General features: G+C 36.9%; 17 protein-coding genes. 11 read left to right on the forward strand and 6 right to left on the reverse strand.

The genetic code is table 11. The features are described from left to right. Window positions 1-3 precede the first annotated feature (3 nt). Window positions 4-1167, forward strand: coding sequence for an ergothioneine biosynthesis protein EgtB (gene egtB, locus LB465_RS00465; RefSeq protein WP_224465879.1), 1164 nt, complete (start codon window positions 4-6; stop codon window positions 1165-1167). A gap of 13 nt (window positions 1168-1180) precedes the next feature. Next, window positions 1181-2149 carry an L-histidine N(alpha)-methyltransferase gene (locus tag LB465_RS00470; protein WP_224465881.1) on the forward strand — a complete coding sequence of 323 codons (969 nt, stop codon included), beginning with the start codon at window positions 1181-1183 and terminating at the stop codon, window positions 2147-2149. A 4-nt stretch (window positions 2150-2153) separates the two neighbouring features. Here LB465_RS00470 and LB465_RS00475 read toward each other — a convergent pair whose 3' ends face one another. Next, window positions 2154-3239: an aminotransferase class V-fold PLP-dependent enzyme gene (locus LB465_RS00475; RefSeq protein WP_224465883.1), complete on the reverse strand. Its 1086-nt coding sequence runs from the start codon at window positions 3237-3239 to the stop codon at window positions 2154-2156. A gap of 63 nt (window positions 3240-3302) precedes the next feature. Between LB465_RS00475 and LB465_RS00480 the strand changes: the two genes are divergently transcribed. The 5 genes from LB465_RS00480 to fabD all read left to right on the forward strand — a co-directional run bounded on the left by LB465_RS00480 (window position 3303) and on the right by fabD (window position 6700). Continuing rightward, on the forward strand, window positions 3303-3800 hold the full coding sequence (locus LB465_RS00480) for a 2TM domain-containing protein (protein ID WP_224465885.1): 498 nt from the start codon (window positions 3303-3305) through the stop codon (window positions 3798-3800). A gap of 3 nt (window positions 3801-3803) precedes the next feature. Further along, window positions 3804-4286, forward strand: coding sequence for a dihydrofolate reductase (locus LB465_RS00485; protein ID WP_224465886.1), 483 nt, complete (start codon window positions 3804-3806; stop codon window positions 4284-4286). Next, window positions 4273-5124, forward strand: a complete 852-nt coding sequence (locus LB465_RS00490) for a fructosamine kinase family protein (protein WP_224465888.1) — start codon at window positions 4273-4275, stop codon at window positions 5122-5124. Before LB465_RS00485 ends, LB465_RS00490 begins: the two co-directional genes overlap by 14 nt. Before the next feature lie 100 nt (window positions 5125-5224). Next, window positions 5225-5725, forward strand: coding sequence for a pyridoxamine 5'-phosphate oxidase family protein (locus LB465_RS00495; protein ID WP_224465889.1), 501 nt, complete (start codon window positions 5225-5227; stop codon window positions 5723-5725). A gap of 93 nt (window positions 5726-5818) precedes the next feature. Further along, window positions 5819-6700 carry an ACP S-malonyltransferase gene (fabD, locus tag LB465_RS00500; protein ID WP_224465890.1) on the forward strand — a complete coding sequence of 294 codons (882 nt, stop codon included), beginning with the start codon at window positions 5819-5821 and terminating at the stop codon, window positions 6698-6700. A 169-nt stretch (window positions 6701-6869) separates the two neighbouring features. Here the strand turns inward: fabD and LB465_RS00505 are convergent, their stop codons facing one another. Together LB465_RS00505 and LB465_RS00510 are read right to left on the reverse strand one after the other, a co-directional pair. After that, window positions 6870-8150, reverse strand: a complete 1281-nt coding sequence (locus tag LB465_RS00505; protein WP_224465891.1) for a metal-dependent hydrolase family protein — start codon at window positions 8148-8150, stop codon at window positions 6870-6872. A gap of 9 nt (window positions 8151-8159) precedes the next feature. Continuing rightward, a complete protein-coding gene (locus tag LB465_RS00510) occupies window positions 8160-9293 on the reverse strand; it encodes a DegT/DnrJ/EryC1/StrS family aminotransferase (RefSeq protein WP_224465892.1) in 1134 nt (377 codons plus the stop codon). 95 nt (window positions 9294-9388) lie between these two features. Between LB465_RS00510 and LB465_RS00515 the strand changes: the two genes are divergently transcribed. The 4 genes from LB465_RS00515 (at window position 9389) to LB465_RS00530 (ending at window position 11550) form a co-directional block, all read left to right on the forward strand. After that, window positions 9389-10636 carry a 3-deoxy-D-manno-octulosonic acid transferase gene (locus LB465_RS00515; RefSeq protein WP_224465894.1) on the forward strand — a complete coding sequence of 416 codons (1248 nt, stop codon included), beginning with the start codon at window positions 9389-9391 and terminating at the stop codon, window positions 10634-10636. Between the two features lie 72 nt (window positions 10637-10708). Next, complete coding sequence (locus tag LB465_RS00520) at window positions 10709-10942, forward strand: hypothetical protein (RefSeq protein WP_224465896.1); 234 nt, start codon at window positions 10709-10711, stop codon at window positions 10940-10942. 120 nt (window positions 10943-11062) lie between these two features. Beyond that, window positions 11063-11362 (forward strand): hypothetical protein, encoded by a 300-nt coding sequence (locus tag LB465_RS00525; protein WP_224465897.1) that lies wholly within the window; start codon window positions 11063-11065, stop codon window positions 11360-11362. Window positions 11363-11388: 26 nt separating this feature from the next. Further along, window positions 11389-11550: a hypothetical protein gene (locus LB465_RS00530; protein WP_224465899.1), complete on the forward strand. Its 162-nt coding sequence runs from the start codon at window positions 11389-11391 to the stop codon at window positions 11548-11550. 66 nt (window positions 11551-11616) lie between these two features. Here the strand turns inward: LB465_RS00530 and LB465_RS00535 are convergent, their stop codons facing one another. The 3 genes from LB465_RS00535 to LB465_RS00545 form a co-directional block, all read right to left on the reverse strand. Further along, window positions 11617-12390 carry an XRE family transcriptional regulator gene (locus LB465_RS00535; RefSeq protein WP_224465900.1) on the reverse strand — a complete coding sequence of 258 codons (774 nt, stop codon included), beginning with the start codon at window positions 12388-12390 and terminating at the stop codon, window positions 11617-11619. 79 nt (window positions 12391-12469) lie between these two features. Beyond that, window positions 12470-12844 carry a response regulator transcription factor gene (locus LB465_RS00540; RefSeq protein WP_224465901.1) on the reverse strand — a complete coding sequence of 125 codons (375 nt, stop codon included), beginning with the start codon at window positions 12842-12844 and terminating at the stop codon, window positions 12470-12472. Window positions 12845-12853: 9 nt separating this feature from the next. After that, window positions 12854-15511: a PAS domain-containing sensor histidine kinase gene (locus LB465_RS00545; protein WP_224465902.1), complete on the reverse strand. Its 2658-nt coding sequence runs from the start codon at window positions 15509-15511 to the stop codon at window positions 12854-12856. Window positions 15512-15616: the final 105 nt, after the last annotated feature.

The following is a 15616-nucleotide window of genomic DNA, read 5'->3' on the forward strand; positions in this document are numbered from 1 at the left end:
TTTATGCAATCACAAGAACAATTACTCGATTTTTTTAGAAAAACCAGAGCGCATTCAGAACTTATTTGCTCCTTTCTGGAAACCGAAGATTATGTGGTACAACCCATAGTAGATGTTTCTCCACCAAAATGGCATCTTGGCCATACCACCTGGTTTTTTGAAGAATTCGTTCTAAAACCAAATGCCAAAAACTATAAACTTTTCGATAAAAATTCGGCTTACGTTTTCAACAGTTATTACGAGAGTGTTGGCGATAAGGTAATTCGCACTAATCGCGGAAATTTATCCCGTCCAACAGTTGCCTGGGTTTATGAGTATCGAAACTATGTTTCCAAAGCAATGCAGCAATTTCTGAAAGATGAGAAAATTTCAGAAGAACTCTGCGGCATTGTAGAAATTGGTTGCCATCATGAAAAACAGCACCAGGAACTTTTATTAACAGATATTAAGTATATTCTTGGCAACAATCCTCTATTTCCTGAATATAACGATCAATTTAAAGAGAACCCTATTCAGGATTTTAAACAGGAATGGATTTCAATTTCTGAAGGTGTTTATGAAGTGGGCCATAAATCTGATGATTTTTGTTACGATAATGAAGAAGGCGTTCACAAAGTTTATTTGAATGATTACCAGATTTCGAACAAACTGGCTACCAATTCCGAGTTTATAGAATTTATAGAGGCCGGAGCTTACAAAGATGTACTTCTATGGCACGCTGAAGGCTGGGATTGGGTGAATAATAACAATATTGAAGCGCCTTTTTACTGGCATACAATAAATGGAGAATGGCATCAATATACTTTAAACGGACTTACAAAACTTATTCCTGAAGCCCCACTAAACCACATTTCCTATTTCGAAGCTTTTGCCTTTGCACAATGGAAAGGTTTAAGATTACCTACCGAATTTGAATGGGAAACCGCACAACAATATTTTAACTGGGGCGATCGCTGGGAGTGGACAGAAAGTGCCTATTCCCCCTACCCCAATTACACTAAACCCGAAGGCGCACTTGGTGAATATAACGGCAAATTTATGGTAAGCCAAAAGGTGCTGCGCGGAGCTTCAGTAGCTACTTCCCCAAATCATTCACGGCCTACTTATCGCAATTTTTTTCATCCACATTTACGCTGGCAGTTCACCGGCTTAAGACTTGCCAAATAACCAACATATTTAAATGAAAACTACACCAACCACATTTCAGTCGGCTTTTGAAGAAGACGTATATAAAGGTCTCAACAGCTTTCCCAAATATTTACTTTCAAAGTATATCTACGATGAAAAAGGAGACAAAATTTTCCAGCAAATAATGGCAATGCCCGAATATTATCTCACCAATTGCGAGTTAAATATTCTGGAAAGTCATAAAGCGGCGATTGCAGAAATCATCAATAAAGAAGGCGGATTTGATCTTATAGAACTCGGTGCGGGAGACGGTAAGAAAACTAAGGTTCTTCTGAAAGAATTGGTAGATAAAGAATACGATTTTAATTATTTACCTATAGATATTAGCCAGAACGTTTTGGAAGAGCTGAAAAGTTCTTTAAAAAATGAAATACCGGAAGTTAATGTGAAAATCCAGCAGGGAACCTATTTTAAAACCCTGGAAAACCTGACTGATTATACGAATCGCAGAAAAGTAATTTTAGTTTTGGGGTCTAATATCGGAAACCTTTTACACGAAAATGCCATTGAATTTCTTCGGAATATACAGGAAGCGATGACTGCGGAAGACATGCTTTTTATGGGCTTCGACCAGAAAAAAGATCCTCAAAAGATTTTGGATGCTTACAATGATGCAGCGGGAATTACTGAAGCTTTCAATAAAAATTTACTGACACGAATAAATAAGGAATTAGATGCAGATTTTAATCTTGATAATTTTATTCACTGGGAGGCTTACGATCCGGAAAGCGGTACGGCAAAAAGTTATCTTGTAAGTAAAGCGAATCAAAAAGTAGCTATTAACAAACTTGATTTAGAAGTAAGCTTTGATGCCTGGGAAAGCATACATACCGAAATTTCACAAAAATACGACGATGCAGTGGTAGAATGGCTAGCTGAAGAGGCCGGATTGGAAATACAAACCAGTTTTCAGGATAAAAACGATTACTATAAAAACTATATTTTCAGGAAGAAAATATAAAAATTTAGACGCCGAATTTCCTTAATTCTTTTAAAATAAATTCAAGCTCTTTTTCGGTATTAAAGTAGTGAAAACTTATACGTACACCTTCTCCACGTTGGGATACAATAATTTGTTTGCTTCTTAAATACGCATACAATTTATCGTCTCCTTTAATATTAAAAATCGAAGAATGTTCGGCGCGATTTACCACGCTTTCTTCCAGGAGATTCATTTTAGTAAATTCAGTTTTGGCCCTAGCGCTTATTGCTTGAATTCGTAATGAGATCTCGTTTATTCCAATTTTATTGATGAGTTTTAGAGCTTGTGCCAAGCTCCCATAATTCAGTGTATCCTGGTGACCGGGCTCAAACTTCCCTATAAAATTTCCCTCGTGGGCTTTGTATTTTCCTTGCAAAGAGCCAAAACCTAAAGCTTTAGGAGCTATTTTTCCTTCCACTTCTTTTTTGAAAAGCATAAACGCATTTCCATAACCGGCGTTCAACCATTTATAAGTACTGCTAATAAGCACGTCCAATCCGCTATCCTCAAAATTAAAATCCTCCGTACCGCAAAATTGGGTTCCGTCAGCAATAAAAAGGGTTTCAGGATATTCCTTTTTTAGTTTTTTTACAAAATCAAGAGCTATCTTTATTCCGTTGATATATTGTACAATGCTAAACGAAAAGAAATCGGGTTGTTGCTTTTCAAAGGCTTCAGCTATATTATTCTCTAAATTTTCATCAATTTCAGCATAAGAAATTTTAAAATTCCTGGATTCTATGGTCCAGTTTAGCGAAGGATAATCATTTTTCAACAGTAAGGCTTTTTGAGGTTTTTCAAGACCTTCAAGCAAAGTATTAAATCCGTAAGAAAAATTCGGCACTAAAGCTACCTGCGCAGGCGGGCAGCCAAAAAAATTGCCAACCAGTTCCCGGGTTTCAGTTAGAATTTCGGCCTGTTTTTCTTTAAAAACGCTTGCGCCAAGGAGAAAATCCAGATCGTGATTTTGCCTGAACTCCCAAACCGCTTCCGGTAAAAGTCCCGAAGCCGCGGTATTTAGATAGGTATATTGTTCTAAAACCGGAAATCCTTTTCTTAAATTATCCATTTTCCTCTGCGAATTGTTAACAAAAACTGTAAATTTGGAATAGACACTAAAGTACTTCTAATTATGTTTTCTAAAAAGAAAAACACTTCCAAACTCGATGCAGAACAGCGTGAACTCTATGAGCACGCACGTAAACGTACCCTGCAGAAAAAGAGATTATTTCAGCATTTTATTATTTTTCTAATTGGCGCCATTTTCCTCATCGTTCTAAATGTGGTGATTGGCTACCAGGAGAATTTTATGCCGCTTGGCTATAATTGGTTTGTGTGGGCTATTTTAATTTGGGCTTTTTTATTATTGGGCCACGTTTTTAATGTTTTTATTACCAATAAATTCCTCGGCAAAGAATGGCAGGATAAGCAAATGTCTAAATTGGTACAGAAGCAAAAGGAGAAAATTGCTCAAATGCAAAAACAGGTAGAAAAAGATTTTCCTGCTAATCCTCCTCAAAGAGAAACCCCTCCAAAGTCGGAAAGCAAGCCAGAATTAAAAAGGGAAAATGAACGCTTTCAGCCCAAAACAAACGACCCAGAGAAGCCAGATCAACCTTACAATACTTAGATTATGATCACGATGATTGCCGCTGCTGCTGAAAATAATGCTCTCGGGAAAGATCAGGATTTGGTGTGGCATTTGCCAGACGATTTTAAGCGTTTCAAAAAACTCACCTCCGGACATCATATTATTATGGGGAGAAAAACTTTTGAAACTTTCCCTAAACCACTTCCAAACCGGACGCATATTGTAATTACCAGGAAAGATAATTACTTAAAGAAAGATGCGACGGTGGTATCTTCTTTGGAAAAAGCCCTGGAATTTGTAAAAAAAGATGAACAACCTTTTATAATTGGTGGTGGTGAAATTTATAAATTGGGAATGGACGTTGCCGATAAAATTGAGCTTACACGCGTGCACGACACTTTTGATGCAGATACTTTTTTTCCGGAAATAGATGAAGAAAAATGGAAATTAATAGCCGAAGAATTTCATCCCAAAGACGAAAAGCACAATTACGCATTCACTTATCTTACTTATGTTAGAAAATGAAGTACTTCATAAAATAGCTGAAGAGAATAATCTTAAAAATCCAAAATTTAGCCGACTTACCGGCGGGGATATCAACGATGTTTTCCTTATTACTTCTGAAGAAAAAAAGCAGGTTGTAAAAATAAATAATGCTGAAAAGTTTCCCGGAATGTTTGAAGCAGAAAAAGCCGGACTGGAAGCACTCCAGAAACCAAATGCAATTGATGTTCCTAATGTTCTCGGAATTGGTGAAATTACAAATACTGCGTATTTGCTTATAGAATTCCGCGAAAGTGCAGCAAAAAACAAAGATTTCTGGACAACTTTTGGAAAGCAAATGGCAGCTTTGCATAAAACTACTTCTAAAGAATTCGGTTTTCACCGTGATAATTATATTGGAAGTCTTCCACAGAGAAATAATGCTTTTACTTCTGCAGCAGATTTCTATATTTCAGAACGCCTGGAACCTCAGCTAAAAATGGCAAAAGACAGAGGTTATGAACTGGAAGTTCCACAATCTTTCTTCAGAAATATTTCAGCAATAATTCCAGACGAAAAACCGGCTTTGATTCACGGTGATCTTTGGGGTGGCAATTATTTGGTTAATGCTCAAGGAAATCCTTGCCTAATAGACCCTGCTACCGCTTTTGCACCGCGTGAAATGGATCTTTCTATGATGCAATTTTTTGGCGGATTTGATAAGGAATTATTTAAAACCTATAAAGAAGAATTTCCTTTAGAATCTGGGTTTGAAGATCGTATTCCGTTATGGCAACTTTACTACCTACTGGTTCACCTTAATCTCTTTGGGGCGGGATATAAACCGCAGGTTACCAGTATCCTTAAACAATTCAGCTAATTTCACAATTCTTAACAAGCCACATTATTCTTTTAGGAGTTTATTAGCGCAGATAGATAGAGATACTTATTAAATTCAAGACCAATTTAAATTTAAAAAAATGAGTACTGAAAATTTGAATAAAGACGAGGCTTTATCTAAAATGAAGTCGATGGTAAAGAGTATTAAAACCTGTATGCTTGTAACAGATTTTGGCAATAAACCTTTAAGCGCGATACCAATGACCACCAAGGAAGTAGATAAAGAAGGAAATATCTGGTTTTTTAGTAGGTTAGATAGTGATCACAACGGTGATATCGCTAAGGATAATGATGTGCAGTTGCTATATAGCGATACTTCAGATATGGAGTTTATCAGTATCTATGGTAAAGCGAGCATTGAAACCAATGAAGGTGTTTTAAAAGAATTCTATCATAAAATGGATGATGCCTGGTTTGATGGAGTAGATGATCCTAATTTAACCGCTATAAAAGTAGTTCCTAAAGAAGCCTATTTCTGGGATAACAAGCAGAACAAATTTGTAACTTTCTTAAAAATAGGAGCTTCTGCAATAACCGGCGATAAAAAAGATATTGGAGAAAAAGGAAAGCTGAACTTATAAAACTTGTATTTGTCAGGAAAGGCCTCGTAGCAGTTGATTTGTTATGAGGTCTTTTTTATTATTTCTATTTTAGCCGAATCTAAAAAGACTATTATGAACGCATATATTTTTCCCGGTCAGGGAGCACAATTTTCAGGAATGGGTTTAGACCTTTTTGAAAAATCTACTCAAGCGCAGGATCTATTTAAAAAAGCCAATGCAATTTTAGGCTTTTCAATCACCGATATTATGTTCGAAGGATCTGCCGAAGACCTTAAGCAAACTAAAGTTACCCAACCGGCGGTATTTTTACATTCGGTTATTCTTAGTAAAGTTTTAGGCGAAAATTTTAAACCGGATATGGTTGCAGGACACTCGCTGGGTGAACTTTCGGCGCTTGTTGCTAACAACACCCTTTCTTTTGAAGACGGTTTAAAGTTGGTCTATAAACGTGCTATGGCGATGCAGCAAGCCTGCGAATTAGAACCTTCTACAATGGCAGCTGTTTTAGGTCTTGAAGATGAAGTTGTAGAAGCTGTTTGTGCAGAAACAGAAGGCATTGTAGTAGCGGCCAATTATAACTGTCCCGGACAATTAGTAATCTCAGGTGATGTAAAAGCTGTTGAAGCTGCTTGTGAAACCTTAAAAGAACGCGGTGCTAAAAGAGCAATGATACTACCCGTTGGCGGAGCATTTCACTCTCCTTTAATGGAACCGGCCCGAAAAGAACTGGCAGCAGCAATAGAAAATACGACATTCAATATCCCAAGTTGCCCTATTTATCAAAACGTAAGCACTTTTGCAGTAACCAATCCTGAAGAGATTAAGAAAAACCTGGTTTTTCAATTAACAGCACCGGTAAAGTGGACACAAAGTGTTCAAAATATGATTAAAGACGGTGCGACAAACTTTACTGAAATTGGCCCCGGAAAAGTCCTACAGGGATTAGTTAAAAAAATAGACCGACAAATGGAAACAGCTTCAGCTTCTATTTAAGGCTGAAGAATGCTAAATAAAGGAAAGTTGTCTGAAAAGATTTATTTTCGTCAAGCTGAACTTGTTTCAGCTTCTAACAAGTTTCACTCATCAACAACTTAGATCCTGAAATAAATTCAGGATGACGATTTCAAAAGCTTTTCAGACATCTTTTTTACAGTGAAAAAATTTAATTTTTATAAACTTTCCCTTCTTTCATTACGAAATGTACGTTCTTTAAAGTCTCAATATTTTCGGTTGGATCTTCATCTACCGCAATGATATCGGCATAAAAACCTTCTGCTATTTGTCCGATCTCATTTTCCATCTTTAAAATTTTGGCCGCGGTAATCGTAGCGCTCTGAATTGCTTCCATTGCCGGCATTCCGACTTCTGTCATATAAACGAACTCACGTGCATTTTCCCCGTGTTTAAAAACTCCGGCATCGGTTCCAAAGGCAATTCCTACTCCCCTTTTGTATGCTCGCTCAAACATATCCTGAATTTGTGGCCCTATTTCCCGTGCTTTTGGTACTACCAGTTCTGGGTAATAATCTTCAATTTCTGCATTTTGGGTCACTTCTTTTCCAGCCGTAATTGTTGGAACTAAATAAACATCGTGTTCTTTCATTAAATCCATAGTCTCTTCGCTCATTTTCGTACCGTGTTCAATGGTTTTTACACCAGCCCTTATAGCGCGCTGCATTCCTTCATCACCGTGAGCGTGTGCCGCAACGTGAAAATCATAATCATTTGCAGTTTTTACAATAGCCCTTATTTCTTCTTCGGTAAACTGCGGATTTGAACTGCTTTTAGCTACACTTAAAACACCTCCCGTAGCAGTGATTTTTATTAAATCGGCTCCATTTTTATAACGTTGGCGAACTGCTTTGGCAGCATCGTCCGGTCCATTTACCACGCCTTCTTTAGGTCCTGGATCTCCGGTTAATTCTTTATTCATTCCATTACTGGGATCGGCGTGACCTCCGGTTGTAGCGAGGGATTTTCCGGAAGTAAAAATTCTTGGTCCTTCAACTTTTCCTTTATTTATCGCATCACGGAGTGCAATATTTACCCCGCTGCCTCCTAATTCTCTCACGGTGGTAAACCCGGCCATTAAAGTTTTTTTAGCAAAACCTACCGAGTTAAAAGCGGCATCAGCAGGGTCGTTAATAAATCGCTCCATATATTTCCCGGGATTGGTTTCACTTTCCAGGTGAACATGCATATCGGTTAGCCCGGGAAGTACGGTTTTATTGCGAAGATCTATCACAGAATCTTTTTCATTCTCAGGATTCACAAATCCGTTCTCCACACTTTTAATCCTTTCTTCGGAAACAATTATTGTTTTTTCAGTTAGAACTTTTCCTGATTTTGTATCGACTAACTTCCCGGCCTGTATGTATAAATCTTGCGCCTGAAGACCCGCAGCTAAAAATATTCCGAAGCAAAAGATTAAAAGTTTTTTCATATTAAAAGATTAAGCGTTTAAAAATTCTTTGATTGTTCCCGTAATATATTCAATTTGCTCATCATCCAATTCGGTATGCATTGGTAAGGAAAGCACTTCCTGAACCAACTGATTGGTCACCGGGAAATCGGCTTCATTATATCTGGAATCTGCATAAGCTTTTTGTTTGTGCAAAGGAATTGGATAATAAATTCCGAAGGGAATCCCTTTTTCCTGAAGGTGTTTGGCCAAAGCATCACGTTTTCCATTTTTAATTTTCAAGGTATATTGATGATAAACGTGCGTATCACAATCTCCTATTCTGTATGGAGTTTCTATATGAGCTTCATCTTTGAAAGCATCATTATAAAGATTAGCCGCTTTTTTACGGGTTTCATTGTATAAGTCTAATTTTGGAAGTTTTGCTCGTAAAACAGCTGCCTGTAAACTATCCAGGCGAGAATTAACTCCCACAACATCGTGATGATAACGCTCGTACATTCCGTGGTTTACAATACCTCGAATGGTATGCGCCAGCTTATCATCGTTGGTAAAGATCGCACCACCATCGCCGTAACAACCCAAGTTTTTTGAAGGAAAAAACGAAGTAGCCCCAATATGACCAATTGCCCCGGTTTTTTCAGTTTTCCCATTTTTAGAATGATAATTACCACCAATGGCCTGCGCGTTGTCCTCTATTACAAACAAGTTATGTTCTTCAGCAATTTCCATAATCACATCCATATTTGCAACCTGGCCAAAAAGATGCACAGGAACAATTGCTTTGGTTTTTGGAGTGATTGCCTTTTTAATGGCTTCTGGATCTATATTAAAGCTATCGGGCTCTACATCTACCAACACTGGCGTTAATTGAAGAAGTGCAATCACTTCAACGGTAGCTGCGAAAGTGAAATCGGCAGTAATTACTTCATCTCCGGGCTTTAGGCCGAGTCCCATCATAGCTATTTGTAAGGCATCGGTGCCATTTCCACAAGGGATTACATTTTTAACCTGAAGATAATCTTCTAGATCTTTCTGAAATTGCTGAACTTCAGGACCGTTAATAAATGCTGCATTTTCTATTACTTCCTGAAAAGAAGTATTCACCTGATCTTTAATTCCCTCATATTGACCCTTAAGGTCAACCATTTGTATCTTTTTCATGTATTTTTTTTGAGTGCTACGAAAATACGAAATAAGCTACCTATTGCCAATCAATTTTAATTAAAGGCCTATTTTCGCAATAGAAATAAGTCAGTTTGAAACCACTTTACAACATAGCGACAAAATTTGCCGAAAAAGCTCTACCGCTGGCCGGCAGGTTTAATCATAAACTCAAATTATTCACCGAAGGCAGAAAATCGGTTTTCGATAAACTAAAGGCAGAAATAGATACTGATTCAGATTACCTTTGGTTTCACGCAGCTTCCCTGGGTGAATTTGAACAGGCTTTGCCCATTATTGAAGAAGTGAAAACAGAATTTCCTAAGTATAAGATTCTCATCACATTCTTTTCTCCCTCAGGTTACGAAAACAAGAAAAACCATCCTTTGGCTGATGTAATTACTTACCTCCCAATCGATACTAAGAAAAATGCACAACGATTTTTGGCTCTTGTTAAGCCGAAAATTGCTTTTTTTATTAAATATGAAATCTGGCCAAATCTCTTAAGTGAATTAAAGCTACGAAACATCAAAAGTTTATTGGTCTCGGGTGCTTTCAGGGAAAATCAGATCTTTTTTAAGCCCTACGGAAGCTTTATGCGGAAAGCTTTATCAAATTTTGATCACTTTTTTGTTCAAAATGAAGTTTCAGTTGAGTTACTTAAATCTATAGGTTTTAATAATATTACCCTGAGTGGCGACACTCGATTTGATCGTGTTTCAAGGCAAATTCAGTATAATAACAAACTTGAATTTGCTGAAGAATTTATAAATAATAAAACCTGTCTTGTGGCCGGTAGTACCTGGCCAGAAGACGAAGAAATTTTGCTTCCGTTTATCAATAAAACTTCGGAAGAAATCAAGATTATAATTGCGCCTCATGAAATTAAAGAAGAGAAAATAAAGTTGCTGGAGCAAAAAATAGAAAAGAAATCAATTCGGTATTCTAATAGAGAAAATCAGGATCTGGCAAATTTTGATGTATTGATATTAGACACCATAGGTTTACTTGGCAAAGTTTATAGCTACGCTCATATTGCTTATGTAGGCGGTGCTGCAGGAAATACCGGGCTTCATAATATTTTAGAACCTGCTACCTTCGGAATTCCCGTGATTATTGGAAAAAACTATAATAACTTTCCCGAAGCTATTCACTTAAGGCAGCTTGCCGGTTTATTTTCAATAAAATATTCTTCAGAATTTATTGAGGTAGCAGAAAAACTCATTACAAATAAAGATTTTAGAAAAAAAACCGGAATGATTTCCGGTCACTTTATCAACAGTAATACCGGCGCAACTAAGCGTGTTATTAATTACCTTAAAGCCTTACCCGATTTTAGCTAAAGTTTCCTAAAAAATAAATGCGGGTAATATTAATAGTGTAATTTCGATGCATAAATCAATAAATTATAGATTATGAAACGAGTACTTATTACTGGAGTAATTTTACTGTTAACCGCCACGAGTTTAACCTCCTGCCGGGAAACCACAGAAAAAGAAACCGTGGTTAGGGAAGTTGAAGTTGAAAAAGAGGAAACCCCAGAGCCTGAAGAGGAACGCAAAGGAATCCTGGAACGTGCCGGCGAAAAAGTAGACGGAAAGGTAAATAAAGAGATTGACGAAGAAATAGATAAAATTGACGACAATTAAACAAAACAGCTTTCTATAACCTTTTTTAGTGGTCTTTTAAGAAAATTTTAATATTGTTTCTGTTAAAATCCCCTTTTACATTTCTAATTTTGTTTTAACAAACTAGAAATAACCAAATTTATGAAAAGATCAATTTTAATGCTCGCGATGTTTTTCACCCTTAGTACAGCTCTTACTTCTTGCCGTGAGGTTAATGAAGAAGAAAACGAAATGGAAATGGAGGGCGAAGAAATGGAACGAGAGATGGATGGCGAAATGAATGAAATGCACGACGATATGGATAATGTTGGAGACGACATTGAAGACGCCGCCAACGACGCCGGAGATGCTGTAGAAAATGCGGCAAATGAAACCGGTGAGGCAGTTGAAAATGCTGCAAATGAAGTTGAGGAGGAAGTTGAAGGAGACGACGACTACTAATCCTTTTAATAACTAAATTTAGAACTATGAAAAAATTAATTTTAATGCTGGCTCTTACCTTTAGTACCGCTGCGGTTTTTACTTCTTGCAGAGAAGAGAAATCTGGTGTGGAACAAGCAGCCGACGATGTAGAAGATGCGGCTGAAGATGTAGGAGATGAGATAGAAGATGCTACAGACGACATGTAGTAGCTGAAATATTAACCAACCAAAGAGAAAATCCTTTTTGATTAATTTCAAAAAGGATTTTTTTATTTAAGCTTGTTTTTTAAATGTTCTAAGCTCACGTTTAAGGTCTTCCATAGACTGTTTTAACTCTCTGAAAAGTCCGCTTTCTGAAGGATTATCCAGGTTAAAAGTAAGCTTGGAATTTACCTGCCAGATCTCCTGAATTTCGTTTATATTTACTTCAATAGGAAGGTATTCTTCATTTAAAGAGATCAACAAAACCTTGGAAGAATCGGGTAATTTCTGAAGTTTTTTTACCAGGACTGAATCCTGCAAAACCACTACATAGATCTTATTATTACTCGCCTGGTCCAGATCGGGTACGGCTTTGGCCAAAACCCATTCGTTAGGATAATAATTTGGCAACATACTATCTCCTTCAATTTGAAAACCACGATAAGTAGCATTTCTAAATTCTGGTAAAGGAATATCAAAAGCCGGTAATTGCTGGTACCATTCTACATCCTGAACGTTATGAGGATATCCAGCAGCAGCTTTTTGATTCACCATCACCATATTTTCATTATCTGAAGAATCTACGGTAACAACTTTAGGGCTCACATCGCCCTTGCTTAACTGAAGATATTTTTGCCCGCTTTGTCCAAAAAGCCATAAAGGATTAATCCCAAACTGACTTAAAAGTTCGGCCACCACTTTTCCTGAAAGTTTGGTACGACCGCGTTCAATATCGGCCGTAGAGTTCTTTATCCCTAAAAGATCGGCAAATTCAGATTGCGTGAAGCTATTTTCTTCACGTACTTCTTTAAAATGTTTAATTTCAATAGATGGTGGTTGCCCCATAATTTCTAATGTTTAGGAATTTATCCAATAATAATCAAATTTATTGGATAAATTCCATATTAGCAAAAGATTTATGTAGCTATTCTTTATCTGCAAGTATTTTTTCTATTTTTTCAGTAAGATCCTCTACTTCAAATGGCTTTGCAATAAAATCGTTAGCACCTGCATTTTTACACTTTGGACCGGCATCATGTAATGCCGACATCATAAGTACAGGAGTTTCTGAAATTTCTGGATTTTGCCTAATCCCAGCACAAACATCGGTACCGTCAACACCAGAAATAAGCATATCTAAAAGTACGATATCTATATTTTTTTCCTGAATTAATTCTTCAGCTTTAAGTGGCTTCTCAGTAACATCTACTTCATACCCGTAAAATTCCAACAATGTTTTTAACATTTCACCAATTCCCGAATCATCATCTACCACTAGAATTTTTGTCGTTTTTTCCATATTAGTTATTTATGAAGTAATTTGAGTTGCATTCAGAATAAATGAAAATTCTGAGCCCTCACCCAATTCACTGTTCAGTTGTATTTCTCCGTTATGTCTCTCTATAATTTCGTTTGCTAAATATAGGCCTATTCCAAAACCTGAGTAGGTTTCTTCGCTTTTAACCCCAACCCTATAAAATCTTTTAAAGATTTTTTTATGGTTTTCCTGCCGTATTCCAATTCCAAAATCTTTTACGCTTACCCGCACCCTGTCCTGACCTTCCCGGGTAATTTTGACGTTAATATCGTGGCTGCCGGGAGAATATTTAATAGCGTTCATCACAAAATTGATAATTACCTGCCCAATGCGATCTCGGTCTGCTACAACCTTACATTGCACTTCACTTTCCAAAGCTATTTTATGCTGTGTATTGGTATAATTTATATCCTGAATAGTTTCGGCCAGTAACTCGTTCAAATTAAATTCTTTACTTTGTAATTCTAATTGATTTTCCCTAATCCTGGAAAGATCAAGTATTTCTGAAATTAAACGTGTTAACCTGGTAACCTGGTGATTTATGCGTTCTAAAGAAGGTTGTAAAGGAAGTTTAGAAGCTTCTGCTGCTTCCTGTTGTTTCTGAAGCAGGCTTAACAAGAGTTGAACATAACCTTTTATGGAAGTTACAGGTGTTTTTAACTCGTGACTTACCATTTTTAGAAATTCCTCTTTGCGTTTTTCTTCTTCCTTGATTTTATCAATTTCAGTATTGGCCGCAATCCACATTTTCACTGAGCCGTCATCCTCTTTAACAGCTTCACACCGGCTTAAATGCCAAATATATTTTCCTTCTTTATTCTTTAAACGTAACTGCATCTCGATATTACAGCCAGTTTGTAAACAATCTTCCCAGGCTTTTAAGAAAGTTTCTTTTTCATCGGGATGAATATATTCTACCCAACCGATTTCTTTTAGATGTTCACTTTCTTTTCCTGTAAAATCAAGCCAGTTTTTATTGAAATAAATATCATTCCCCTTGCCATCGGTCTTAGATACCATTCCCGGCATTAAATCTGCCATTTGCCTAAAATGGAATTCGCTTTCTTTGAGCAACATCTTAGAAGTAACAGATTCAGTAACATCTATGGCCATATTTAAAATTCCGTAGATTTCTCCGTTCTTATCTCTAAGAGGTTTGTACGTAAAGTTATAATAGCCGGTTTGCATTTTGCCGTCTATCATAAGGTCTACCGGTTCTTCTTTCCCCCAATAGGTTTCCCCCGTTTTATAAACATTTCTTAGTATTTCGGCAAATGGCTGCCCGTCTAATTCGGGTAGCGCATGTTCCAGCGGCTTTTCAAGAACCGATGGGTCTTTTCCCCAAAGCTCGATCATTGCATCGTTAGCCAACTCAATATTCAAATCTAGCCCGGTATAAATTGCGGTTGCCACTGTTGCTTCTTTCACAATTCCCTGAAGGCGGTGTTCTTTCTCCCGCACCAGGTTCTCTTTAACTTTTTCTTCGTGCACATCTACCACGGTACCTATCATCCCTTCGTAGTTGCCATTGGCATCAAACTTGGGGCTGGCTTTATCTAAAACCCAGCGATATTCGCCATTTTTATTGCGTAACCTAAAATTTATAGTGTAAGCTTTCTTCTGATCGTGGCCTTCTAAAAACGCAAATTCAGTTTGTTTCCTGTCATCAGGATGCGTGGCATCTAACCAACCCATACCTTCTGCTTCCTCTTGATTCTGACCGGTATAGCTATACCAGTTTCTATTCAAAAAAACACTTTGTCCTTTAATATCTGTAATCCAAATAATAGCAGGAACAGTATCAATAACCTCCTTTAATCTATCTTCACTTTCTTCAACTTTTTTACGTGCGTGCACCTGCTCGGTCACATCTATTGCATGTACAAAAACACCATCTATTTCCCCTTTTTTATTTCGGGTAGGTTCATAAACAAAATTTAAATAAGAATTTTTGAATTTCCCTTTTCCAGTATTCAATTTTATAAGAATTTCGTCACCAACATGGGCCTCCCCGGTAGAATAAACATTATCTAAAAGTTCAACAAAACCCTGATTCCCGATTTCCGGAAGGGCTTCTTGTATACTTTTCCCTATAATATTTCTATGTCCAACCAGTTTAAGATAATTCTCGTTAGCAACTTCAAAAATATGTTCCGGGCCTCTTAGAATACAGATGGATGCAGGAGCATTAGAAAGTATATTATCTACAATTCTATTAAAAACTTTTTCCTGCCGGGAAAGTTCTCCAATCTTTTTAAGTTTTTTAAAACTGAAAAGAAATAACGAACTTTCGTTGGATAAAGAAAGCACAGAGGCATTTACCGTAAAACCCTTTTCTTCCTTGTTTGAAAGTTGCACCTGAATAGTTCTTTCTGTTAAGGCCTCGTTTTCATTTTCCAGATCTTCGAGAACTTTCCTGAATTCAGGAGTATCTAACTGGTACTGATTAAAATTAAAAACTGAAACCCCATCTTCACTTTCTCCGTTAACTTTAAATTTTTTCCTGAAATTAGCATTATAGCTTACCACATTTTTACGTTGGTCTAAAACCAATAAAGGCTCACGAACGGTTTTAATAATGCCCTGTGCGTAATTCTTAAGAATGTCTATGTCCTCTTCGGGAAGTTTAGAGGTGTCAGATTCTATCATAAATGTTAACTAGATATTCGGTTAATTGTGCTAAAATAATGGCACTAAAATACTATTTTTTAAAGACTAATTTCCCTTTCGCTTTCTTATGAATATCATAAAGTT

The organism is Salegentibacter lacus (assembly GCF_020164555.1).
GTDB classification, from domain to species: domain Bacteria; phylum Bacteroidota; class Bacteroidia; order Flavobacteriales; family Flavobacteriaceae; genus Salegentibacter; species Salegentibacter lacus.